Annotated in this window: 18 protein-coding genes; 9 read left to right on the top strand and 9 right to left on the bottom strand. The window is 70.0% G+C overall.

All coding sequences use genetic code 11. From position 1 onward, the window contains the following. Positions 1–172: 172 nt before the first annotated feature. Positions 173–1,069, top strand: coding sequence for an aminoglycoside phosphotransferase family protein (locus tag IOD14_RS29230; RefSeq protein WP_212671976.1), 897 nt, complete (start codon positions 173–175; stop codon positions 1,067–1,069). 39 nt (positions 1,070–1,108) lie between these two features. Here the strand turns inward: IOD14_RS29230 and IOD14_RS29235 are convergent, their stop codons facing one another. Next, positions 1,109–1,999 carry an alpha/beta hydrolase gene (locus IOD14_RS29235; RefSeq protein WP_123987804.1) on the bottom strand — a complete coding sequence of 297 codons (891 nt, stop codon included), beginning with the start codon at positions 1,997–1,999 and terminating at the stop codon, positions 1,109–1,111. Positions 2,000–2,240: 241 nt separating this feature from the next. On the opposite strand from IOD14_RS29235, the gene IOD14_RS29240 reads away from it, so the two are divergent. Further along, positions 2,241–3,053 (top strand): PhzF family phenazine biosynthesis protein, encoded by an 813-nt coding sequence (locus tag IOD14_RS29240; protein WP_212671977.1) that lies wholly within the window; start codon positions 2,241–2,243, stop codon positions 3,051–3,053. Between the two features lies 1 nt (position 3,054). On the opposite strand, the gene IOD14_RS29245 is transcribed toward IOD14_RS29240, so the two are convergent. After that, a complete protein-coding gene (locus IOD14_RS29245) occupies positions 3,055–3,855 on the bottom strand; it encodes a type II CAAX endopeptidase family protein (RefSeq protein WP_123987806.1) in 801 nt (266 codons plus the stop codon). 210 nt (positions 3,856–4,065) lie between these two features. On the opposite strand from IOD14_RS29245, the gene IOD14_RS29250 reads away from it, so the two are divergent. Next, positions 4,066–5,844, top strand: coding sequence for a substrate-binding and VWA domain-containing protein (locus tag IOD14_RS29250; RefSeq protein WP_212671978.1), 1,779 nt, complete (start codon positions 4,066–4,068; stop codon positions 5,842–5,844). Between the two features lie 9 nt (positions 5,845–5,853). Here IOD14_RS29250 and IOD14_RS29255 read toward each other — a convergent pair whose 3' ends face one another. Further along, positions 5,854–7,371: a glutamate-cysteine ligase family protein gene (locus IOD14_RS29255; protein ID WP_123987808.1), complete on the bottom strand. Its 1,518-nt coding sequence runs from the start codon at positions 7,369–7,371 to the stop codon at positions 5,854–5,856. Between the two features lie 523 nt (positions 7,372–7,894). Between IOD14_RS29255 and IOD14_RS29260 the strand changes: the two genes are divergently transcribed. The 3 genes from IOD14_RS29260 (at position 7,895) to IOD14_RS29270 (ending at position 10,263) form a co-directional block, all read left to right on the top strand. After that, entirely contained in the window at positions 7,895–8,461 is a 567-nt protein-coding gene (locus tag IOD14_RS29260) for a hypothetical protein (protein ID WP_123987809.1), read from the top strand. Between the two features lie 388 nt (positions 8,462–8,849). Beyond that, positions 8,850–9,047 (top strand): DUF5999 family protein, encoded by a 198-nt coding sequence (locus IOD14_RS29265; RefSeq protein ID WP_123987810.1) that lies wholly within the window; start codon positions 8,850–8,852, stop codon positions 9,045–9,047. A gap of 178 nt (positions 9,048–9,225) precedes the next feature. After that, positions 9,226–10,263 carry a LacI family DNA-binding transcriptional regulator gene (locus tag IOD14_RS29270; protein WP_123987811.1) on the top strand — a complete coding sequence of 346 codons (1,038 nt, stop codon included), beginning with the start codon at positions 9,226–9,228 and terminating at the stop codon, positions 10,261–10,263. A 312-nt stretch (positions 10,264–10,575) separates the two neighbouring features. On the opposite strand, the gene IOD14_RS29275 is transcribed toward IOD14_RS29270, so the two are convergent. The 5 genes from IOD14_RS29275 to IOD14_RS29295 form a co-directional block, all read right to left on the bottom strand. Further along, complete coding sequence (locus IOD14_RS29275) at positions 10,576–11,613, bottom strand: endo-1,4-beta-xylanase (protein WP_212671979.1); 1,038 nt, start codon at positions 11,611–11,613, stop codon at positions 10,576–10,578. Between the two features lie 58 nt (positions 11,614–11,671). Next, positions 11,672–12,505: a carbohydrate ABC transporter permease gene (locus IOD14_RS29280; RefSeq protein WP_123987813.1), complete on the bottom strand. Its 834-nt coding sequence runs from the start codon at positions 12,503–12,505 to the stop codon at positions 11,672–11,674. Next, positions 12,502–13,497: a sugar ABC transporter permease gene (locus IOD14_RS29285; protein WP_212671980.1), complete on the bottom strand. Its 996-nt coding sequence runs from the start codon at positions 13,495–13,497 to the stop codon at positions 12,502–12,504. The genes IOD14_RS29280 and IOD14_RS29285 overlap by 4 nt, the downstream gene beginning before the upstream one ends. A 6-nt stretch (positions 13,498–13,503) precedes the next feature. Next, positions 13,504–14,799, bottom strand: coding sequence for an extracellular solute-binding protein (locus IOD14_RS29290; protein WP_123987815.1), 1,296 nt, complete (start codon positions 14,797–14,799; stop codon positions 13,504–13,506). Positions 14,800–15,250: 451 nt separating this feature from the next. After that, entirely contained in the window at positions 15,251–15,586 is a 336-nt protein-coding gene (locus IOD14_RS29295; protein WP_212671981.1) for a hypothetical protein, read from the bottom strand. Positions 15,587–15,688: 102 nt separating this feature from the next. On the opposite strand from IOD14_RS29295, the gene IOD14_RS29300 reads away from it, so the two are divergent. The 3 genes from IOD14_RS29300 (at position 15,689) to IOD14_RS29310 (ending at position 18,881) form a co-directional block, all read left to right on the top strand. Beyond that, positions 15,689–15,838 (top strand): hypothetical protein, encoded by a 150-nt coding sequence (locus IOD14_RS29300; protein WP_212671982.1) that lies wholly within the window; start codon positions 15,689–15,691, stop codon positions 15,836–15,838. Positions 15,839–16,461: 623 nt separating this feature from the next. Continuing rightward, positions 16,462–18,414: an APC family permease gene (locus tag IOD14_RS29305; RefSeq protein ID WP_123987817.1), complete on the top strand. Its 1,953-nt coding sequence runs from the start codon at positions 16,462–16,464 to the stop codon at positions 18,412–18,414. A 47-nt stretch (positions 18,415–18,461) separates the two neighbouring features. After that, on the top strand, positions 18,462–18,881 hold the full coding sequence (locus IOD14_RS29310) for a TOBE domain-containing protein (protein ID WP_212671983.1): 420 nt from the start codon (positions 18,462–18,464) through the stop codon (positions 18,879–18,881). A 49-nt stretch (positions 18,882–18,930) separates the two neighbouring features. Here the strand turns inward: IOD14_RS29310 and gcvP are convergent, their stop codons facing one another. Continuing rightward, positions 18,931–21,816, bottom strand: coding sequence for an aminomethyl-transferring glycine dehydrogenase (gene gcvP, locus IOD14_RS29315; RefSeq protein ID WP_212671984.1), 2,886 nt, complete (start codon positions 21,814–21,816; stop codon positions 18,931–18,933). Between the last annotated feature and the right edge of the window lie 19 nt (positions 21,817–21,835).

The following is a 21,835-nucleotide window of genomic DNA, read 5'->3' on the forward strand; positions in this document are numbered from 1 at the left end:
GACGGGCGCCGGCGGGCGTGAACGATGGACTCCGCCGCGATGGCGGCAAGGCGCCAAGGGAAGAAAATCTCATTTGATCCGGGCCCCGGCATCCGAATACTGGCTCTCGTCACAGTGGATCCGGTCCGCTTCCGGCGTTTCGCGGGGGACCGGTGGAGAAGGGCCTGCGCGGATGACCATGCACGACGACCAGGTGGACGTGACCGCCGACATCGTCGCGACCCTGATCCGGGACCAGTTCCCTCAGTGGAGCGGCAGGGCGGTCCGTCCCCTGCGGTCGACCGGGACGGTCAACGCCATCTTCCGCATCGGGGACGACCTCTCGGCGCGCTTCCCACTGCGTCCGACGGATGCCGCCGAGGCGCTCGCCGTGCTGGAGCAGGAGGCCCGGGCGAGCGCGGAGCTGGCACAGGTGTCTCTGTTCCCCGCCCCGGAACCCGTCGCCCTGGGAAAGCCCGGAGCCGGTTACCCCATGCCGTGGTCGGTCCAGACATGGCTGCCGGGGACCATCGCCTCCGACGCCGACCCGAGCGGGTCGGAGGCCTTCGCCGAGGACCTCGCGGTCTTCATCTCAGCCCTGCGCGACGCCGAGACACGGGGGCGGCTCTTCAGCGGCGACCAACGCGGCGGCGTCCTCACCGACCACGACGAGTGGATGGCGAAGTGCTTCGCGGAGAGCACGGGACTGCTCGACGTGCCCCGGCTGCGCCGGCTGTGGAGCCACTTCCGGGAGTTGCCCCGCACGGGCGCCGACGTGATGAGCCATGGCGACCTGATTCCCGGCAATGTCCTGGTCGCGGGAGGCCGGCTCGGCGGCGTTCTCGACACCGGCGGCTTCGGCCCGGCCGACCCCGCACTGGATCTGGTCGGCGCCTGGCACCTGTTGCAGCCGGGCCCGCGGGAAGTGCTCCGGCGGACCCTCGGCTGCGACGATCTGGAGTGGGAGCGCGGCAAGGCCTGGGCGTTCGAACAGGCGATGGGTGTCGTCTGGTACTACGTCGAGAGCAATCCGACGATGAGCGCGATGGGGCGCCGGACACTCGACCGCATCCTGGCGTCGATGGAGTGACACCGCCCCGGACGACCGACCTCGACGGGGGCAGGAACGTCACCTCAGGGCGTCACGCAGCGCGGTGGCCATCAGGTCGATGGCCTCCTTTCCCGCCGGCACCGGCCCCGTGTGGGTGAAGTAGTGGTCGACGCCCTCGAAGACGCGGTGGGTGACCGGGACACCGGCCGCCTCCAGAGCCTTGGCGTAGGCGTCCCCCTCCTCACGCAGCCGGTCGTTCTCCGCGGTGATGACCAGGGCGGGCGGAAGGCCCGCGAGGTCGTCGGCGAGGGCGGGCGAGACGAGAGGGTGGGCGCGGTCGGCGGGGTCGGGGACGTACGCGGCGGTGAAGATCCGCATGAGCTGCGGGGTGAGCAGCGGCTTGGCGACGGGGGACGGCTTGGTGGCCGGGTCCGCGACCTGGTCCAGCGGCGCCGAGTCGAGGATCTGGAGCCGGGGCCGGAAGGTTCCGCGCTCCCTGGCCAGGCGGCACACCGCGGCGGTCAGGTTGGCCCCGGCGCTGTGTCCGCCCACGGCGAGCCGTGAACCGTCCCAGCCACCGGCGGCGCCGTTCTCTGCGACCCACCGGGTGACGTCGTAGGCCTGGGTGACGGCTGCGGGGTACGGCCGTTGCGGCGCGACCGCGTAGTCGACGTTGATGACGACGCAGCCGGCCGTGGCGGCGATGCAGCGGCAGATGTGGTCGTCCTGCTGGGAGCGGGCGACCACGAAACCGCCGCCGTGGAAGTTGACGTACACGGGGGCGGGCGTGTCGGTGGTGGCCGACGGACGGTAGACGGTGCACGTCACCGGCCCGGCGCCGGTGTCCACCCGGAGGGTCTCGGTGCGCGCGGGAATGTCGGTGAAGCGCAGGTCCTCGTGCACACGGGACATCACGCGGCCGAGCAGGAGCTGAATCGCCCTGGCCTTGATTCCGGAGCTGAACGGCATGACTGGGCACCCATCGTTACAAGGTTAAAGTAACAGGATTCCTGATAATGGATGCTCGTCGGCGCGAGCGCAATGGGCGAAGCACGACTGCGGCTCCGACGCCGGCCCAGAGCCTGCGCAACCTTCCAACGCGACGCGGGCCGGGTTGCGCCCGGGCACTCGACCCACGCCACGGAAAATCGGTCCAGCGACCCCGGATTGGCCTTGTCCCGGCCGCAGGAGCACGCCGTACCGTCGGCCCATGCGCATCCGAATCGTCGACGCCTTCACCGACCGTCCCTTCGCCGGCAACCCGGCCGGGGTTCTGCTCCTGGACGACGCCTTCCCGGACGACGACCGGCTCCAGAACATCGCGCTGGAGGTGAACCACGCAGAGACGGCCTTCGCCCACCGGCTCCCCGAAGGCGGTGAGGCCGACTGGGCGCTGCGGTGGTTCACGCCCACCACCGAGGTGAACATGTGCGGCCACGCGACGCTCGCCACGGCCCACGTCCTGCGCACCACCGGTGCCCACGAGGGTCCGGTGCGGTTCGCCACCCGCAGCGGGGTCCTCGTCGCCATGCCCGGCGAGGACGGCTCGATCACCCTGGACTTCCCCACCGCCCCGCTGACGCCGGTCGCGCTGCCCGAGGGCGTCGCCGAGGCGCTGGGCGCCGAGCCGCTCACGGCCTTCGACACCGGCCCGAACATCGGCGACCTGCTGCTCGAACTGGCCCACGAGAAGACCGTCCACGCCCTGCGCCCCGACCTCAAGGCCCTGGCCGCGTACTCCACGCGCGGCGTCATCGCCACGGCGCGCGCCGAGAACCCGGACCTGGGCCACGACTTCGTCTCCCGCTGCTTCTTCCCGAACGTCGGGATCGACGAGGACCCGGTCACCGGCAGCGCCCACACGGCACTGGCGCCCTACTGGTCGGAGCGGCTCGGCCGTGCCGAACTCACCGGCCTCCAGGCCTCGCCCCGCTCCGGCCGGGTGCGTACGCGGTTGCTCGGCGAGCGCACGCTTCTGACGGGCCGGGCGGTCACGGTCATCGAGGGCGAGCTGCTCGCCTGAATCAGGCCGTGGGCAGCCAGCCCACTTTCCCGGCGAGCAGCGCGTACCCCACGAAGGCACCGATGTCGAGCAGGGAATGCGCCACCACCAGGGGACCCACCCGGCCCCACCGCCGGTACAGGTAGACGAACACCACGCCCATCACCATGTTGCCGATGAAGCCACCGATCCCCTGGTACAGGTGGTAGCTGCCGCGCAGTACGGAACTGGCCACCAGGGCGGTGCCCGGGGTCCAGCCCAACTGGTGCAGCCGGCGCAGCAGGTAGCCGACGACGATGACCTCTTCGAGGATCGCGTTCTGCAGGGCCGAGAGGATCAGCACGGGGTACTTCCACCACACGTCGGGCAGCGCCTCGGGCACCACGGTGAGGTTGAAGCCGAGGCCGCGCGCGGCCAGGTAGAAGGCGATTCCGGTGCTGCCGATCACAGCGGCGATCCCGGCTCCGCGGGCCAGGTCGGGGCCGGGCCGGGTGCGGTCGAAGCCGAGGGTCCGCAGGCTCTGCCCCTCGCGCAGCAGGAGGTGCGCGACCAGCAGGACCGGGACCAGGGCCGACGCGATCCCGAAGAGCTGCCAGGCGAGATCCAGCCAGGGACGGCCGGGCGCGGCCGAGGCATTGAGAGTCGCCGCCTGATCCTTGAGACCCCCAGGTTTGGTGACCGATCCGACAAAACTGATCAGCGCGGACACACCGCTCGCACCGAGCGAAAGCCCCAGAACGAGCAGCGTCTCGTCACGGAAGAATCTCCGCGAGAGCGCCTTCTGCGGAAAAGAATCGGCCACTGCCCCTTCCTCCGCCTGCACACCTGCCTCCAGTTGAGTAATCCAGCCTCATCCCCCTCCCCACCCCGCTAGGGTCCTTCGAAAGTACTTACGAAGATCGTGAGCACTTACGAATTTCGTGCGCGACAGGCCGTCGGGGGGACGGACGCCGTACGGGGCGTACCTCCCACCTTTTCCTGCCGGATACAGCTGTCCGGGCGCGGGGAGTCGACAGGGAGGGGCACCACCGTCATGGGACGTCACAGCTTGCCCGATCAGTATGGGGCGGGCGGCAGCGACCCCCGCCCACGAGCCCGCCGCCGCACCGTCGCCATCGCGACGGTGCTCGTCCTGACCGTCGCCGGCGGTACGGCCGCCGCCGTCCAGGGCGGTCTGCTCTCCTTCGGCTCCTCCTGCCAGGACGAGGCGGTACGGCTCGAGGTCGCCGCCTCCCCCGACGTGGCCCCCGCACTGCGCAGCGCGGCCGAGCGGGCCCACGACGAGAACCTCACCTCCGACGGGCGGTGCGTCGACATCACGGTGACGGCGCGCGAGTCGTACAAGGTCAGGGACACGCTCGCGGCCGGCAAGGACCCGGGTGCGCAGGTGTGGGTGCCGGACTCGGACGTGTGGCTGGAGCAGATCTCCGCGGACGGCGGCGCGACGAAGGTGGCCCGGGTGGGCAACGTGGCCTCCAGCCCGGTCGGGATGGCCATGGTGCCGGCCGCCGCGCAGTCGCTGGGCTGGCCGAAGAAGACGTACGGCTGGCTCGAGCTGGCGGGCGCCACCCTCGGGGGCGACTCCGTCAAGCTGGGCGCCGCCGACCCCGCGCGCAGCGCGTCCGGGCTGCTCGCCCTGACCCGGCTCAGCAGCGCGGCGGGCCGGGTGGAGGGCGGGGCGACGCAGGCCGCGGCGATGATGAAGACGCTCTCGCAGCGCATCTCCGACAGCGACGGCCAGCTCGTGGAGACGCTGCCGCGGGACTCCTCCGGCACCGAGCAGGGCAATCCGAAGCGCAACCAGGCACTGGTCCTGTCCGAGCAGGCGGCCTTCGCGCACAACTCCTCGGCGGAGTCCGGGGACGGTCTGGACTTCTTCTACCCGAAGGACGGTTCACCGCGGCTGGACTACCCGTACGCGCTCGTCGACGAGACCAAGCTGAGCACGGACGAGAGCCGGGCGGCGATCCGCTTCATGACGTATCTGCGCAAGCCCGAGCAGGAGCAGCTGCTGACGGACCGGGGGTTCAGGACCTCCGACGACCAGGTGTCGGCCTCGCTGGTCGCGAAGGCCGGCGGCAAGGTGCCGCAGCCGTACGCGGCGGCGGCCGATGAGCCCGCCTCCGCGACAGCGCTCCAGGAGGCCCTCGGCACCTGGACGATCACCGTGCAGAGCGCCCGGATCACCACGGTCGTCGACGCCTCCTCCTCGATGTCGGAAACCGTGCCGGGCACCGACCGCTCCCGGATGGACGTCACCAAGGCGTCCCTCCTCCAGGCGCTCGCCACCTTCACCCAGGAGGACGAGATCGGTCTGTGGAAGTTCTCCACGAAGCTCGACGGCGACAAGGACTACAAGATCCTCGTGCCGACGGACCGGCTGGGCGACAGCACGGGCACGGGCGGCACCCAACGGGAGCGGCTGTCGGCGGCGTTCGGCGACCTGGAGCCGGTCGCGGGCGGCGCGACGGGGTTGTACGACACCACGCTCGCCGCGTACAAGGCGGCGACGTCCTCCTACGCCGAGGGCAAGTTCAACGCGCTGGTGGTGCTGACCGACGGCGTCAATCAGGATCCCGGCAGCATCTCGCGCGGGGCGCTGACCTCGGAGCTGGAGAGGCTCTCCAGCCCCGAGCGCCCGGTCCCCCTCATCGTGATCGCGGTGGGCCCGGACGCCGACCGTGCGGAGGCCGAGCAGCTCGCCAAGGCCACCGGAGGCTCCGGCCAGCAGGTCAACGACCCCGCCCAGATCCACACGGTCATCCTGAAGGCCATCGTGGCGGCGGGAGCACAGGGCGGCAGCGGCGGCTGACTCGGCGCGTCACCCCAGCGGGGCGGGCTCGGGCAGCCCCACCGGCCAGGTGTGCACCGGCTCTCCCAGGTGCATCAGCTCGCCGTACCGCCGTGTCGTGGCCGCCAGGGCCGCGTCCCGTGACAGCCCCGCCTCCAGTGCCCGGTGGAAGGTCGCCGTCTGCCAGGACGCCCCGTTGGTCCGGCGCCGGCACCGTTCCTCGATCACCCCGAGATACAGGTCCCGGTCGGCGGGCTCGATGCCCCACGCCGCGAGCCCCGTCTCGGCCAGCGGCAGCAGTTCGTCGCGTACGAGGCTCACCGCGTCGACCTCGACCGTGCCGCCGTAGCGACCGCGCCGGGGCCAGGTCATGCGCGCGTCGATGCCGTGGCGGCAGGCCGCGTCGAAGTTGGCCGCGGCCGCCTCGAAGGGCAGCCGGGTCCACACCGGCCGCGGCTCCTCGGCGAGGGCGCGGACGAGGCCGTAGTAGAAGGCCGCGTTGGCGATGACGTCCGTGACGGTCGGGCCGGCGGGCAGCACGCGGTTCTCGACGCGCAGGTGCGGGACCCCGTCCGCGATGCCGTAGACGGGCCGGTTCCAGCGGTACACCGTGCCGTTGTGCAGGACGAGTTCGGCGAGCGAGGGCACCGCGCCCTCGTCGAGGACCTCCAGCGGGTCCTCGTCGTCGCAGATCGGCAGCAGGGCCGGGAAGTAGCGCAGGTTCTCCTCGAAGAGGTCGTGCGCCGAGGAGATCCACCGCTCGCCGAACCAGGTGCGCGGCCGCACTCCCTGGGCCTGGAGCTCCGGCGGGCGGGTGTCCGTGGACTGCTGGAAGAGCGGCGGCCGGGACTCGCACCACAGCTCACGGCCGAACAGGAAGGGCGAGTTGGCGCCGACGGCTATCTGCACGCCGGCCACCGCCTGCGCGGCGTTCCACACGTCGGCGAAACGGCCAGGGGTGACCTGGAGGTGCAGTTGCACGGAGGTGCAGGCGGCCTCCGGGGCGATGGACTTCGAGGTGCAGGTGAGGCGCTCCACCCCCTCGATGTCGAGGACGAAGTCCTCGCCGCGCGCGGCCACGATCTGGTCGTTGAGCAGGGTGTAGCGGTCGACGTCGGAAAGGTTGGAGGAGACCAGGTCGTCCCGGTCCAGGGTCGGCAGAATGCCGATCATCACGATTCCCGCGTCGAGCTCGCCCGCTTTACGGTCGGCATATGCCAGCGAGGTACGGATTTCCTCCGCGAGCCGGTCGAATACCCGCCCTCCCAACCGGTGTGGGGCTATGTTGACTTCCAGATTGAACATGGCGAGTTCTGTTTGGAAATCTCGGCTTGCGATACGTTCGAGGACCTCTCCGTTCAACATTCTCGGCATGCCGTCGCTGCCGACCAGATTCAGTTCGATCTCCAGCCCCATCAGGTTCTTGGGGCGGTCGAACCGCTGCTCCGCCAGGAGCCGCTCCAGCCCCGTCAGACACCTTCGGAGCTTGTCGCGGTAGCGCTGGCGATCGGACAGGTCGAACTGGCCTGCCACGACCTTCTCCCCCATCGAAGGGCCCTCCTCGTCGCTTCATGAGTCAGGTGGGATGATGCCCAGCCGGAACGATCGATAACGTCCCGCCGCGGCCCCGAGCCCGCTACCCTGTCGGATGTGACCGGTGGCACATTCACTCGGCATGGGGCTGTCAGCAGTTTCGAGTGCCCCGAAGAACTCGTGAAAAACGCCGACGAGAATTGGCCGACCGCCTCCCGCACATTCTGCGAGGTCACCGCGGCGAAGCAGACACGGTATCGGGATGATTCCCGCGTATCGCCGACCGATTGGGCCCTTGCCCCGCGCGACGGAAACGGCTAGACGAAACACCGTGTGAACACTTGTCGTATAAACTCCGCGAACAAGGCAGAGGGTTGGCACCCGCGGTCCTGGATCCTGCCGTCAGGTGACGTACGGCAGCCTCATTCGCCCCCGCGTCACCGGACCCCGGCCCCCGCCTCTCTGACCCCGTGAGCTGACAGCGCCGTCCGCCCCCGCCCTCGCGCCATCGTGCCTGTCGAATGAGAGGCGACCCACCATGCCTTTGCATGTCCCCCCGGCTCCCGCCCCAGCACTTCGCTCCGTCCTCACCGCACTCGGTTCGCCCACCGCCGTCCGTGAGGCCCGGACGCCTTCCCTGCTCCGTGCCCAGGGACCCGTCACACCCGAGCTCCCCCTGCCCGTGCACATCCTGGACGGCACCGCGACCAGGCTGGCCGGGTGGCGCTTCCTGATCCGCTGCGGCGAGCGCTCCGTGGCCGCGGCGGATTCCATGCTGACCCCGGACGGCTGGGCGTTCTCGCACTTCTTCGAGGGCCCCTACATCGCGTCCACCGAGCGGGCGCTGCGCCAGGCGGAGGTCATGCAGCAGCCGTACCAGCCGCGCCTGCTGTCGATCCCGGGCCTGTACATGCTCGCGCTGTGGCTGCACGGCGACTGCGCGGCGGACGCCGGCACGGGCCGCCTCGCCGCCACCGACCTGCTCGTCCCGCTGGCACCGGCCCCGCCCGGCATCGCCGCCCACCGCCCGCACCGGGCGGCCGAACTGCTTCCGGTACTCACCCACCGGGTGTCGCCGGCCCCGCTGCTCGGCTCGCCCGCCTGAGAACCGGCCGCCTCCGGCCTCACCCGGCACGCCCGTACCCCGCCCCGAATTCCGGGTAGCGGGGTACGCCGTCGTTTCGGGTGCCATTAAGGTCGTACAAAATCCGCAGGGATCGCACAGAATCCATTCGCTCGTACGAGCAACCAATCGCTCGGACGAGCCGACCATCGGGTCGACTCAGGTGGACTAGCCCTTTTCGACCACCTCGAACCACCCGAAGGGGCAGTGCAGTTGGGATGAACCATCCGCCTGGGTGATGCGTCTCCAATCTGTGAAGAAGTGGTGATGCGAAATCCCTGCGGATTGACGCCCGTAGGGCAACACTGGTTCGGACTGAGTTATCGCAACGGGGGACGTCATGACCACAACACAGCGAAAGATCCCACCAATGTGCCAGCACCAGCCACCGTGTCCCACCGCAGACTCCACCGACCGGGAATGCGCCCGCCTCATGGCGCACCACCCGGAACAGGGCTGGAGCCTGCTGTGCAACGGCGTTCTGCTCTTCGAGGACACCGGTGAGCTCCTGCCCGACGGCCGGGTCATCGCACCGCACCGCCCGCTCGCGGGGGCGACAGCCGCCTGAGCACGACCGGGCGGCCGCCGTACCGCCCGGAGACCTTGAGGGGCCGGCTCGCAGCGACCGTCTGCGCACCGGCCCCGACGCATGTCCGACGGCGATCACTCCCTGTGACGCCTTGTGTATGGGCCCGGTTTTCCGGAAGACTCCTGGAAGTTCCGAGGCTCCGACACGGAGGTGGCAAGTGACAGCAGGCGAGGCCGACGCCGGACCCCGGGGCAGAGTCACCATCACGGAGATCGCCCGGCAGGCCGGAGTCTCGGTGCCGACGGTGTCCCGGGTCGTCAACGGCCGCTCCGACGTCTCCCCGCACACCCGCGCCCGGGTCGAGGAACTGCTCCAGCGCTACGGCTACCGCAAACGCCCCGCGGCCCCCGGCACTCGCGCCGCCCTGCTCGACCTGGTCTTCAACGACCTCGACAGCCCCTGGGCCGTGGAGATCATCCGCGGGGTCGAGGAGGTCGCCCACGCGGAAGGTGTCGGCACCGTCGTCTCCGCGATCCACGGCCGCTCGGGCGACGCCCGCGAGTGGATGCGCAATCTGCGCGCCCGGGCCTCCGACGGGGTCATCCTGGTCACCTCGGCGCTGGACACGGTCCTCCACGCCGAGCTGCGCATGCTGGGCGTCCCGCTGGTGGTCGTCGACCCGGCCGGCTCCCCCGCGCTGGACGCCCCCACCATCGGCGCCGCCAACTGGTCGGGAGGGCTCGCGGCCACCGAGCATCTGCTGTCGCTGGGTCACCGCAGGATCGGCCTGATCGCGGGACCGCCCCGGCTGCTGTGCTCACGGGCCCGCTTCGACGGCTACCGTGCCGCTCTGGAGGGTGCCGGTCTCACCTTCGACGAGTCACTGGTGGTGCCCGGCGACTTCCATCCGGAGTCCGGCTTCGCGGGCTGCGAGAAGCTCCTCGCGCTGCCCGAGCCGCCGACCGCCGTCTTCGCGGCCAGCGATCAGATGGCCCTGGGCGCGATCGAGGCCCTGCGGCGACGCGGGCTCAGGGTCCCCGAGGACATGAGCGTGGTGGGTTTCGACGACCTTCCGGAAGTCCGCTGGTCCGCGCCCCCGCTCACGACCATCCGCCAGCCCCTCGCCGACATGGGCAAGCTGGCCGTCCGCACGGTCCTCAAACTGGCCCGCGACGAACGCCCGGACACCCCGCGCGTGGAACTGGGCACGGACCTGGTGATCCGCTCGAGCACCGCACCACCGAGGACCCTCTGACGAGCCTCGCCGCTACGACGTCCCGGGCCAGAGCCCCCGCCCCGCCCTGGCGACAGCTCGCCCGACAGGGAATCACGGCCACCGCCCGCGCCACAGCCTCGCCTTCAGCGGACCGGCCACCGCCCGACGCACCACAAGGCCGTCCACCGAAACAGACGCAGGGCCGCGTCCGAAACGGACGCGGCCCTGCCCCTCGAAGCCCTCACAGGGGCTCCGTCGCTCCAGGTCGCCCACGGCAGGCTTCGCCGACCGCGGCCCGTCGGACGCGCCCCGCCGGTCCGGCAGGAGCCCGCCCGATCGCGCCGCCCCCTACTACTTCAGCGCCGCCCGGATCGCGTGGTACGCCGGTTTCGGCTGGAGCTGCTCGTCCCAGGGCAGCGCCGCCCCCTGGCCGTCGAAGAACGCCGGAATCCAGGAGTACTTGTCGGTGTAGTCCCACACCGTGATGCCCACGCACCGGCGCACCGCGAGGCACGCGTCCGTCAGGTCCGCGTACCACTCGGCCTGCTGGGCCAGTTTCTCCTCGGTCGCGGGCAGGATCATCCGGATGTCGACCTCGGTGAGCGCGGTGTCCAGGCCCAGCTTCGAGAAGCGGCGAAGGTTGTCCTCCAGCGTGGTCGGATAGCCGTACTGGAGCGCCAGGTGCGCCTGGAGACCGATGCCGTCGAGCGGGACGCCCTGCGCCTTCAGCTCCTTGGCCAGGTTGTAGTAGGCGTCGCTCTTCGCCCCGATCCCCTCGATGTTGTAGTCGTTGAGGTACAGCTTGACCTTGGGGTCGGCCTGCCGGGCCCACCGCAGGGCGTCCGCGATGTAGCCGGGGCCGAGGGTCTTGTAGAAGACGCTCTCGCGATACGTGCCGTCCTCGTTGAACGCCTCGTTGACGACGTCCCAGGCGAACACCTTGCCCCGGTAGTGCCGCACCTCGGTCTGGATGTGCTTCTTCAGTACGGGCCTCAGCTCGGCCGCCGTCCACTCGCGCGAGGTGATCCAGTCGGGCAACTGGCTGTGCCAGACGAGGGTGTGGCCGCGCACCTTCTGGTGGTGCGCGCGGGCCAGGTTGACGATCTCGTCGCCCTTGGCGAAGTCGAAGACGCCCTGCTGGGGTTCGGTGGCGTACCACTTCATGCCGTTGCCCGGCGTGATCTGGTCGAACTCGCTGCCGAGGATCTTCTTGTACGGCTCGTCGACGAGCTCGGGGTTGTCCGTGGCGCTGCCGAAGTAACGGCCGTGACGTTGAGCGAGGTCGGCCAGTGTGACGGGCTTCCCATGGGCCTGGGCGGGTGCGCCGAGCCCGGTGACGACCAGGACCGCGGCGAGCACTCCGACGAGTCTGAGACGGTTCCTGCGCATGGTGCGACTCCTCACGTGCGGGGGTGGGTGAGCCGTACTGAACTGGAAAGCGCCGGTGTCAGCCCTTCGTGGCACCGGCGGTGAGGCCGCCGACGAGCTGACGCTCGGCGACCGAGTAGAAGGCGAGGGCGGGAACCATCGCCAGGACGAGATAGGCGAACACCCGGGCGTACTCCGCGGAGTACTGCCCCTGGAACTGCTGCACACCGATGGGCAGCGTCCACCATGTGTTGTCGGTGAACACCAGCAGCGGGAGCATGAAGTTGTTCCAGCTGGTGACGACGGCGAGCACCGAGACCGTGCCGAGCGCCGGCCGTGCCATGGGCAGCAACACCCGCCAGAAGAAGCCGAAGGAGCTGCACCCGTCGAGGGTGGCCGCCTCCTCCAGCTCGCCGGGGATCTCCCGGAAGAAGGCCCGCAGGATGATGATCGTCATCGGCAGCCCGAAGGCGGCCTGCGGCAGGATCACGCCCAGCGGGTTGTCCAGCAGATCGAGCGAGCGCAACAGCAGGAACAGCGGGAGCACGGCCACCGCGAAGGGGAACATCAGCCCCATCGTGAAGAGCGTGAACAGCGCTTCCCGGCCACGGAAGGCGAACCGGGCGAAGGAGAAGGCGGCCAGCGCGGACAGGGCGACCACCAGCACCGTCGTACCGACCGCGATCAGGGTGCTGCTGCCGAGCAGCCGCCAGAACTCGCCGCCGCCGAGGATGTCGGTGTAGTTGCCGGTCAGCCAGTGCTTCGGCAGGCCGAAGGGGTTGCTGGAGAGCTCGTCGGTGGACTTGAACCCGGACAGGACGGCATACACGAGGGGTACGACCATCACCGCGCCGACGGCGACGAGGATCACGTGCAGCGGCAGGGTCCGAACGCCCCTTGTACGGCTGGTCACTTGCCGTCCCCCCTCATCGTCGTGGTGGCCCCTTCGAGGTCGCGGCGGAGCACGAACCGCTGGTAGGCGAGGGCGAAGACGAGGCAGATGCCGAACATGACCACGCTGATCGCGCTGGCGTAGCCGACCTGGTAGCGCTTGAAGCCGTACTGGAACATGGTCACGGCCATCGTCTCGGAGTGATGGTCGGGCCCGCCCTGGGTGATCACCCAGACCAGGTCGAAGAGCTGGATCGCTCCGATGACGGACAGGAAGACGCTGATGCGCAGCGTGGGCGCGAGCAGCGGCAGGGTGACGTTGCGGAACCGCTGCCAGGCGCCGGCGCCGTCGATGAGCGCTGCTTCGGTCAACTCCCGTGGGATCGACTGGAGTCCGGCCAGGTAGAGCATCATGTGGAAGCCGAAGTACTTCCAGGTCATGACGAGGAAGAGCGTCGCCATGACGTACGTCGGGTCGGCGAACCACAGTCCGCCCACGCCGTCGAGCCCGACCGCGCCCAGGACGTGGTCGGCGAGACCGTCGTCCGGGGCGAAGACCATGCTGAACAGCACACCCGTGATCGCCTCGGACAGGACGTAGGGCGCGAAGAACAGCATCCGGTAGACGGCCCGGCCGCGCAGCCTCTGGTTGAGCAGGACCGCCATGGCGAGAGCGAACGGCAGCTGGAGCACGAGGGAGAGCACGACCAGGACCAGGCAGCGCCACAGGTCGCCCAGGAAGACCGGGTTGTCGAAGAGATCCGTGAAGTTGTCCGTGCCGACGTAGTCGGAGGGCATGCCGAAGCCGCCCCAGCGGAAGAAGGCGGCGTACAGCGCGAACAGCATCGGCAGCAGGACCATGCCGATGAACAGCACCAGGGCGGGCAGCTGGAAGCCGACCGCGGTGAGCCAGTGCAGTACGCGCCGACGGCCCCGCCCCCGGGCCCTGACTTCCGGGGGCGGGAGATCGGTGCCCGGACCGCTCCGCTTGTCTGCGAGGAACGTGGAGGTCATCGCGGGCTACTGCTCTTCCTTCGCCGTCTGCGTGATCGACTGAGCGACCTGTTCGGGGGACTTGGAGCCGGCGATCAGCGCGGCCACGCTGTCGTTGACCTCCTGGCCGACGGCGGGCGCGTACGCCTGGTCGAGATAGAGCTGGAAGCCGGTGGCGGCCTTCAACTGGGCCTGTACGAGCTTGAGGTTGGGGTCGGTCATGGCCTTCTCCGCGTTCGGCAGCACGGGAAGGACGCTGGTCTTCTTGACCAGTTCCAGCTCGGTGGCCTCGGAGGCGAAGAACTTAAGGAAGTCGACGGCCGCCTGCGGGGCACCCCGGCGCAGGGCGTGTCCGCCGCCTCCGCCGAACACCTCGGTGATGGCTCCCTTGCCGCCCTCGACCGCGGGGAACGGGAAGAACCCGAGGTCGGCGCCGAGTCCCTTGCCGGAGTCGGCCTGCACGGACGGGGCCCACTGGCCCATGAGCTCCATGGCCGCCTTGCCGTTGCCCACGGCGGCCGCCTGGCCCGTCGGGGTGGAGTAGGCGGCGTTGAGGAAGCCCTTCTGGAAGGGCTGGAGGTCCACGAGTTCCTTGAGGTGCCGGCCGGCCTCGACGAACCCGGCGCCGGTGAAGTCCTTGTCCTCACTGGCCTTCTGGAGGGCGGCGATGCCGGCGGTGCGCATCGCGAGATAGGCCCAGTAGTACATGCCCGGCCACTTCTCCTTGCCGGCGAGGGCGATGGGCGTGATGTTCTTCGCCTTCAGCTTGCTCACGGCCTCCAGGAAGCCGCCCCAGGTGGTGGGGGGTTCGCTGACGCCGGCCTGTTTGAAGAGCTTCTTGTTGTACCAGAAGCCGATCATGCCCATGTCGAACGGAATGCCGTAGACCTTGCCGTCGAGGATGTACGGCTCCTTGGTGACCTTCAGCAGACCGTCGGCCCACGGCTTGGTCCGGTCGGTCAGATCCTCGACGAGGCCCGCGTCGACCTGCTGCTTGAGAACGCCGCCGCCCCAGGTGTGGAAGATGTCGGGGAGCTTCCCGGAGGCGGTCAGCGCCGTCATCTTCGACTTGTAGGCGTCGTTCTCCAGCTGGACGATCTTTATCTTCACCTTGGGGTTCTGTGCCTCGAACTTCTTGGCGAGGCTCGCCCAGACACTCTTCGCCGGCTCGGTGGTCGAGATGTTCCACCACTCCACCGTGGTCGTCCCGTCGGACGATCCTCCGTCCGAGTCGCCGCCACAACCGGTCAGTGCCGTCATGCCCAGACCGGCCGCGGCGGACGCCGCCAGAAAACCACGGCGGGACAGTGCCGGGTCGCCCATGATGCGCTCCTTGGGTACGGGACGGAGCCGTCCTTGTCCGTCCTGCGGTTCGAAAGTTTCGGAAGAGATCCAGAAAGCTTCGTTGCTGCCGCACCCTAGAGACAGCTACTAAACGGTGGCAACCCCCTGTGCATGGGGAATGTTCGCGAATTGCGCCGCCGACTCCCCCGACAGGACCCAGCGTCCCACTCGCCCCTCGCCGACGACAGGGCGCCGAGGCTCGGGAGACGCGTCCCGTTCGCGCGCAGGGCAGTTGATCGGGCGGCCGGATCCGCTCGCGGCACCCGAGGTCGGGGACAACCTCCACCGGCCGGGTCGCGGCACCGCCCGGCCCGCCGACCTCTCTGGATCGACGAAACATTCGCCACCATCTGCGAACATTACGAAGCGGTCCACGCGGGGAATCCGCACGGACCGCCTCACTTCGGCCCGGGAGTCAGGGCCCGCACCGCTACCTGATCCGCGAGGTCAGCTCCTTTCGTCGGCCGAACAGCGCGTCGAGGTGCCCGGCGGTGGCGTCCGCGTCCGTGTGCAGCAGCGTCGCCGTTCCCTCGAACAGAACGACGTGGGCGGGACTGTGCGACCGCAGAGGGTCGGCGGCGAAGGGCTCGCCCGAGCGGGCCGGCCGGCCGGGCAGGACGACGGTCCGGACCTCGGTTCCGGCACTGGCACCGAGGTGCCAGTCACGGAAGGTCGCCGGCCCTCCACCGGAGAGCGGGAGGCAGACGAGTCGCACGGTGGCGCCGGGGCGCGGCTGCGGGCAGCTCAGGACTCGGTCCGAGGTCACGGTGAGGGACGGTCTGGGCGTGAGGATGGGGGTGACCACTTCAGGCCCTGTGCATGTCCTCCCGCCCTGGTCATCCCTCCGGGCCCCAGGTGACCCGGAGGGATGACACGAGGTCAGGCGCTCTGCGACGCGTTCTTCTTCGGCTTCGGCGCCTCCGCCGCCGGCCGCCGTACCGGTCCCGGCAGCCACACCAGCGCGGCCACCGTGCCCAGCGCGCCGATGCCGGCCGCCGTCCACATGGCCGTGCGCTGAGCCGAGACGAAGGCGCCGGTCACGGCGTGGCTCAGCCCCGAGGCCGTACCGGGGTCGGTCAGTCGGCGGGCCGCCGCCGCGTCGCTGCCACCCGCGGCCCGCGCCTCGTGCAGTGCCTCCGTGGTGGCTCCAGGGCATCCCTTCCAAGGAATGAGTCACGCCCGCCCTATGAGCCCTTAACCGGATGGTGCTGAAAGGTTCCGGTGGACGGCCGGCTGTGCGATCATCGCGCTTCCCGGTATGCCCCTTCGCCGAATGCGCGACGCAGACCCGGAAATGTCCCTCCCGCTGCCCCCGAACCCCGTGCCTCCCGCAGCGCATCCACGCCGTACCGGCGAGGCCCGCTGCCACCTCGCCCCGGCCACTCCTCGGCGGCGTCCCGGCCGCGACATGACGCTACGTGTCCACCCCGCCGGGCCCACGCCCACGCCTCGAACGAGGCCGTACGACCCCCCAAGCTGCCTCGTCACCCACCGTCGACGCCGCCGGCCCGAGTCTTAACGGAAGTTTGACGCCTCCACCGCCTCCATCCACAGGCCCCGGCGTCACTCTCCGCTTACGCTGATCCCGCCGCCGCGGAGGCGGCCTGATCCGAGCTGAGCCGCACCGAGGAGCACCCCCCGATGGCCACCACCGAGCACCCTCCCCCGAGTCGTCTGCGCTCCTGGATGCTGGAAGGCCTGTCGGACATGGGCAAGGGCGGCGGCCACACGGGCCCGCACGCCGAACCCGAACCCCCGCACCAGGGACAGCCCTGGTACCGGGTGATGTGTCTGACCGGAGTCGACTACTTCTCCACCCTCGGCTACCAGCCGGGCATCGCCGCACTGGCGGCCGGCCTGCTCTCCCCCGTCGCCACCATCGTCCTCGTCCTCGTCACCCTGGTCGGCGCCCTGCCCGTCTACCGCCGCGTGGCCGAGGAAAGCCCCCACGGCGAGGGCTCCATCGCGATGCTGGAACGCCTCCTGTCCTTCTGGCAGGGCAAACTCTTCGTGCTGACGCTGCTCGGCTTCGCCGCCACCGACTTCCTGATCACCATCACCCTCTCCGCCGCCGACGCCTCCACCCACCTGGTCGAGAACCCCCACCTCACCGGCACCCTGCACGACCAGCAGATGCTGATCACCCTCGTCCTGGTCGCCCTGCTCGGCGCGGTGTTCCTCAAGGGCTTCCTGGAGGCCGTCGGCGTCGCGGTCGCCCTGGTCGGCGTCTACCTGACCCTCAACGTGGTCGTCGTGATCGTCGGCCTGTGGCACGTCATCACCGCGGGCCATGTCGTCACCGACTGGTCCAACGCCCTGACCGCCGAGCACGGCAACGTCTTCGCCATGGTCGGAGTGGCCCTGCTCGTCTTCCCCAAGCTCGCGCTGGGCCTGTCCGGCTTCGAGACCGGCGTCGCCGTCATGCCGCACGTCAAGGGGGACCCGGGAGACACCGAGGAACGTCCCGCCGGCCGCATCCGCGACACCAAGAAGCTGCTCACCGCTGCCGCCCTGATCATGAGCGTCTTCCTGATCGCCACGAGCTTCATCACCACCCTGCTGATCCCGGAGAAGGACTTCGAGTCCGGCGGCCCGGCCAACGGCCGCGCCCTCGCCTACCTGGCCCACGAATACCTGGGCAATGCCTTCGGCACGGTTTACGACATCTCGACCATCGCCATCCTGTGGTTCGCCGGCGCCTCCGCGATGGCCGGCCTGCTCAACCTGATGCCCCGCTACCTGCCCCGCTACGGCATGGCCCCGCACTGGGCCCGCGCCGTCCGCCCCATGGTCATCGTCTTCACCCTCATCGGCTTCCTGGTCACCTGGATCTTCGACGCCGACGTCGACGCCCAGGGCGGCGCCTATGCCACCGGCGTCCTCGTCCTCATCAGCTCGGCGGCGATCGCGGTGACCATCGCCGCCCGCAAGGCCGGCCAGCGGGGTTGGACGATCGGCTTCGCGGTCATCTCGGCGGTGTTCCTCTACGTCACCGTCGCGAACGTCATCGAACGCCCCGACGGCGTCAAGATCGGCGCTTGCTTCATCGCCGGCATCATCCTCGTCTCCCTCCTCTCGCGCCTGGCCCGCGCCTTCGAGCTGCGCGTGACCAGCGTGACGCTCGACACCATGGCGGAACGTTTCATCCGGGACATGGCCAGCCGCAAGATCCGCTTCATCGCCAACGAGCCCGACCAGCGCGACAAGGCCGAGTACCGGGACAAGATCGAGCAGATCCGCGAGGACAACGACCTCCCCGGCGACGACTTCGTCTTCGTCGAGGTCACGGTCCTGGACCCCTCGGAGTTCGAGGCGGGCCTGACCGTCCGGGGCGAGGTCCTCCACAACCGGTACCGGGTCCTGACCCTGGAGTCCTCCTCCATCCCGAACGCCCTGGCCGCCCTGCTCCTGCACGTCCGCGACACCACGGGCTGCACCCCCCACATCTACTTCGAGTGGACCGAGGGCAGCCCCTTCGCCAACTTCCTGCGCTTCTTCCTCTTCGGCCAGGGCGAGGTCGCCCCGGTCACCCGCGAGGTCCTCCGCGAAGCGGAACCCGACCGCGCCCGCCGTCCCCGCGTCCACACCGGCTGACCTGCACATACCCGACATCAGCCGCATACGGCCCTAGGTTGCTGCCCATGAACCTGAGCATCCGCAACCAGCTCCCCGGCACCGTCACCACCGTCACCCCGGGCGAGGCCATGGCGACGGTCAAGATCCGCCTCGACAGCGGCCAGAACCTCACGGCCGCGATCACTCTCGACGCCGTGGAGGAACTCGCCCTCACCCGGGACACGCCCGTCCGCGCCCTGGTGAAGTCGACGGAGATCTCCCTCGCCACCGCCCCGGTCCGGGGCGTGTCCCTCCGCAACCAGCTCCCGGGCACGGTCACCGCCGTGACCATCGGCGCCGCCATGGCCACCGTGAAGATCGCGATCGAGGGCGGCGAGCTCACCTCCGCGATCACCGCGGACTCCGCGACCGACCTCGCCCTGACCGTCGGCACCCCCGTGGTCGCCCTCGTCAAGTCGACCGAGGTGTCACTGGCGACCGACTGACGCGACACGGAAAAGGGCCCCGCCGAAACGGGGCCCTCATCGCCTCGGGTCAGTCCTCGTACGCGTCCAACGGCGGGCACGAGCACACCAGGTTCCGGTCACCGTACGCCTGGTCGATCCGCCGCACCGGCGGCCAGTACTTGTCCGCGACCGAGACACCGCCCGGGAAGACGGCCTCCTCGCGCGTGTACGCGTGCTCCCACTCCCCACCGAGCGCCCCGGCGGTGTGCGGAGCGTTCCGCAGCGGGTTGTCCTCGGCCGCCCACTCCCCGGTGCCGACCTTCTCGATCTCCCCGCGAATGGCGATCATCGCCTCGCAGAACCGGTCGAGCTCGATCAGGTCCTCGGACTCCGTCGGCTCGATCATCAGCGTCCCGGCCACCGGGAACGACATGGTCGGCGCGTGGAAGCCGTAGTCGATGAGCCGCTTGGCCACGTCGTCGACGCTCACCCCGGTCGCCTTGGTCAGCGGCCGCAGATCGATGATGCACTCGTGCGCGACCAGCCCGCCGGGACCGGTGTAGAGCACGGGGTAGTGGGGCTCCAGCCGCTTGGCGATGTAGTTGGCGGAGAGCACCGCCACCTGCGTGGCCCGCTTGAGGCCCTCGCCGCCCATGAGCCGGACGTACGCCCAGGAGATCGGCAGGATGCCCGCGGAACCCCAGGGCGCGGCCGAGATCGGGCCCACGCCCGTCTCGGGGCCCGCCGCGGGCTGCATCGGATGGTTCGGCAGATACGGCGCCAGGTGCGCCCGCACACCCACCGGCCCGACGCCCGGGCCACCGCCGCCGTGCGGGATGCAGAAGGTCTTGTGCAGGTTCAGGTGCGAGACGTCGCCGCCGAAGTGCCCGGGCTTGGCCAGCCCCACCAGCGCGTTGAGGTTGGCCCCGTCGACGTACACCTGCCCGCCGGCCTCGTGGACCTGCGCGCAGATGTCGGCGACGTGCTCCTCGAACACACCGTGCGTCGAGGGGTACGTGATCATCAGCACGGCGAGCTCGTCCCGGTGCTGCTCGATCTTCGCCCGCAGGTCCTCGACGTCGATCTCGCCGTCCTCGGCGGTCTTCACGACGACGACCTTCATGCCGGCCATCACGGCACTGGCGGCGTTGGTCCCGTGCGCGGACGACGGAATCAGACACACGGTCCGCTGCTCGTCACCGTTCGCCCGGTGGTACCCGCGCACGGCGAGCAGCCCGGCCAGCTCGCCCTGCGACCCGGCGTTCGGCTGAAGCGACACGTTGTCGTACCCGGTGACCTCGGCGAGCCGCTCCTCCAGCTCCCGGATCAGCGTCAGATAGCCCTGCGCCTGCTCGGCGGGCGCGAAGGGGTGCAGCTGCCCGAACTCGGGCCAGGTGACCGGCTCCATCTCCGTGGTCGCGTTGAGCTTCATCGTGCAGGAGCCCAGCGGGATCATGCCGCGGTCGAGCGCGTAGTCGCGGTCGGCGAGCCGGCGCAGGTAGCGCAGCATCGCGGTCTCGGAGCGGTGCTGGTGGAAGACGGGGTGGGTGAGGAAGTCGTCGTCACGCAGCAGTGCGTCCGGCAGCGCCTCCTCGGTGGCCGCGTCCAGCGCCTCGATGTCGGCCTCGACCCCGAACGCGTTCCACACGGCAGCCACCTGGGCCCGCGCGGTGGTCTCGTCGCACGCGAAGGACACGTGGTCGGCGTCGACAAGGTGCAGGTTGACGCCGTTCCGCCGCGCCGCGGAGACGATCTCGGCGGCCTTCGCCGGCACCCGCACGGTCAGCGTGTCGAAGTAGGAGCCGTGCACGACCTCGACCCCACCGGCGCGGAGTCCCGCCGCGAGGAGGTTGGCGTACCGGTGCGTCCGCCGGGCGATGCCCTTGAGCCCCTCGGGCCCGTGGTAGACGGCGTACATGCCGGCCATGACGGCGAGCAGCACCTGCGCGGTGCAGATGTTGCTGGTCGCCTTCTCCCGGCGGATGTGCTGCTCGCGCGTCTGCAGCGCGAGCCGGTAGGCCTTGTTGCCGTCGGCGTCCACGGACACGCCCACGAGCCGCCCTGGCAGGCTCCGCGCGAACTTCTCGTGCACGGCCATGTAACCGGCGTGCGGCCCACCGAACCCCATCGGCACACCGAACCGCTGCGTGGTCCCGACCGCGATGTCCGCCCCGAGCTCACCCGGCGACCTCAGCAAGGTCAGCGCGAGCAGATCGGCGGCGACGGTCACGAGCGCGCCGAGCTCATGAGCCTGGTCGATCAGCGGCTTGATGTCCCGTACGACCCCGGAGGCGCCGGGGTACTGCACGAGCACCCCGTTGATCTCCCGCGAGGCGATGTCGGCCGGGATGCCCTGGCTCAGGTCCGTGACCACGACCTCGACCCCGGTCGGCTCGGCGCGGGTCTCGATCACGGCGATGGTCTGCGGCAGCACGTCGGCGTCGACGAGGAAGAGGCCCTTCTTGTTCTTCCCCATGCGCCGGGACAGGGACATGGCCTCGGCCGCCGCGGTGCCCTCGTCGAGCAGCGAGGCGCCGGAGGTCGGCAGCCCGGTGAGCTCGGCGACCATGGTCTGGAAGTTCAGCAGGGCTTCGAGCCGCCCCTGCGAGATCTCCGGCTGGTACGGCGTGTAGGCCGTGTACCAGGCCGGGTTCTCCATGACGTTGCGCAGGATGACGGGCGGAGTGAAGGTGCCGTAGTACCCGAGCCCGATCATGGAGTCGAGCACCTGGTTCCGGTCGGCCAGCGACCGCAGCTCGGCCAGCACCTCGGCCTCGGTGCGCGCACCGGGCAGTTCCAGCGCATCGGCGTTCTTGATCACATCCGGTACGGCGGCGGCGGTCAGCTCGTCCAGCGAGCCGTAGCCGACCTGCGCGAGCATCTTGGCCCGAGCCTCATGATCAGGGCCGATGTGACGCTGCTCGAAGGGAATCCCCTGTTCGAGCTCGGAGAGCGGAATGCGATGGGCGGTCATTGCGGAGGCCTCCTGGTCT

This window comes from Streptomyces sp. A2-16 (genome assembly GCF_018128905.1).
Classification (GTDB): domain Bacteria; phylum Actinomycetota; class Actinomycetes; order Streptomycetales; family Streptomycetaceae; genus Streptomyces.

Excerpts from the sequence above, each read along its gene's own strand:
- IOD14_RS29305 (WP_123987817.1), top strand. The coding sequence starts at position 16,462 with ATGGCCACCACCGAGCACCCTCCCCCGAGTCGTCTGCGCTCCTGGATG.
- IOD14_RS29260 (WP_123987809.1), top strand. The coding sequence starts at position 7,895 with ATGCCTTTGCATGTCCCCCCGGCTCCCGCCCCAGCACTTCGCTCCGTC.
- IOD14_RS29265 (WP_123987810.1), top strand. The coding sequence starts at position 8,850 with ATGTGCCAGCACCAGCCACCGTGTCCCACCGCAGACTCCACCGACCGG.
- IOD14_RS29300 (WP_212671982.1), top strand. The coding sequence starts at position 15,689 with ATGACACGAGGTCAGGCGCTCTGCGACGCGTTCTTCTTCGGCTTCGGC.
- IOD14_RS29290 (WP_123987815.1), bottom strand. The coding sequence starts at position 14,799 with ATGGGCGACCCGGCACTGTCCCGCCGTGGTTTTCTGGCGGCGTCCGCC.
- IOD14_RS29310 (WP_212671983.1), top strand. The coding sequence starts at position 18,462 with ATGAACCTGAGCATCCGCAACCAGCTCCCCGGCACCGTCACCACCGTC.
- gcvP (WP_212671984.1), bottom strand. The coding sequence starts at position 21,816 with ATGACCGCCCATCGCATTCCGCTCTCCGAGCTCGAACAGGGGATTCCC.
- IOD14_RS29230 (WP_212671976.1), top strand. The coding sequence starts at position 173 with ATGACCATGCACGACGACCAGGTGGACGTGACCGCCGACATCGTCGCG.
- IOD14_RS29235 (WP_123987804.1), bottom strand. The coding sequence starts at position 1,999 with ATGCCGTTCAGCTCCGGAATCAAGGCCAGGGCGATTCAGCTCCTGCTC.
- IOD14_RS29255 (WP_123987808.1), bottom strand. The coding sequence starts at position 7,371 with ATGGGGGAGAAGGTCGTGGCAGGCCAGTTCGACCTGTCCGATCGCCAG.
- IOD14_RS29250 (WP_212671978.1), top strand. The coding sequence starts at position 4,066 with ATGGGACGTCACAGCTTGCCCGATCAGTATGGGGCGGGCGGCAGCGAC.
- IOD14_RS29240 (WP_212671977.1), top strand. The coding sequence starts at position 2,241 with ATGCGCATCCGAATCGTCGACGCCTTCACCGACCGTCCCTTCGCCGGC.
- IOD14_RS29285 (WP_212671980.1), bottom strand. The coding sequence starts at position 13,497 with ATGACCTCCACGTTCCTCGCAGACAAGCGGAGCGGTCCGGGCACCGAT.
- IOD14_RS29275 (WP_212671979.1), bottom strand. The coding sequence starts at position 11,613 with ATGCGCAGGAACCGTCTCAGACTCGTCGGAGTGCTCGCCGCGGTCCTG.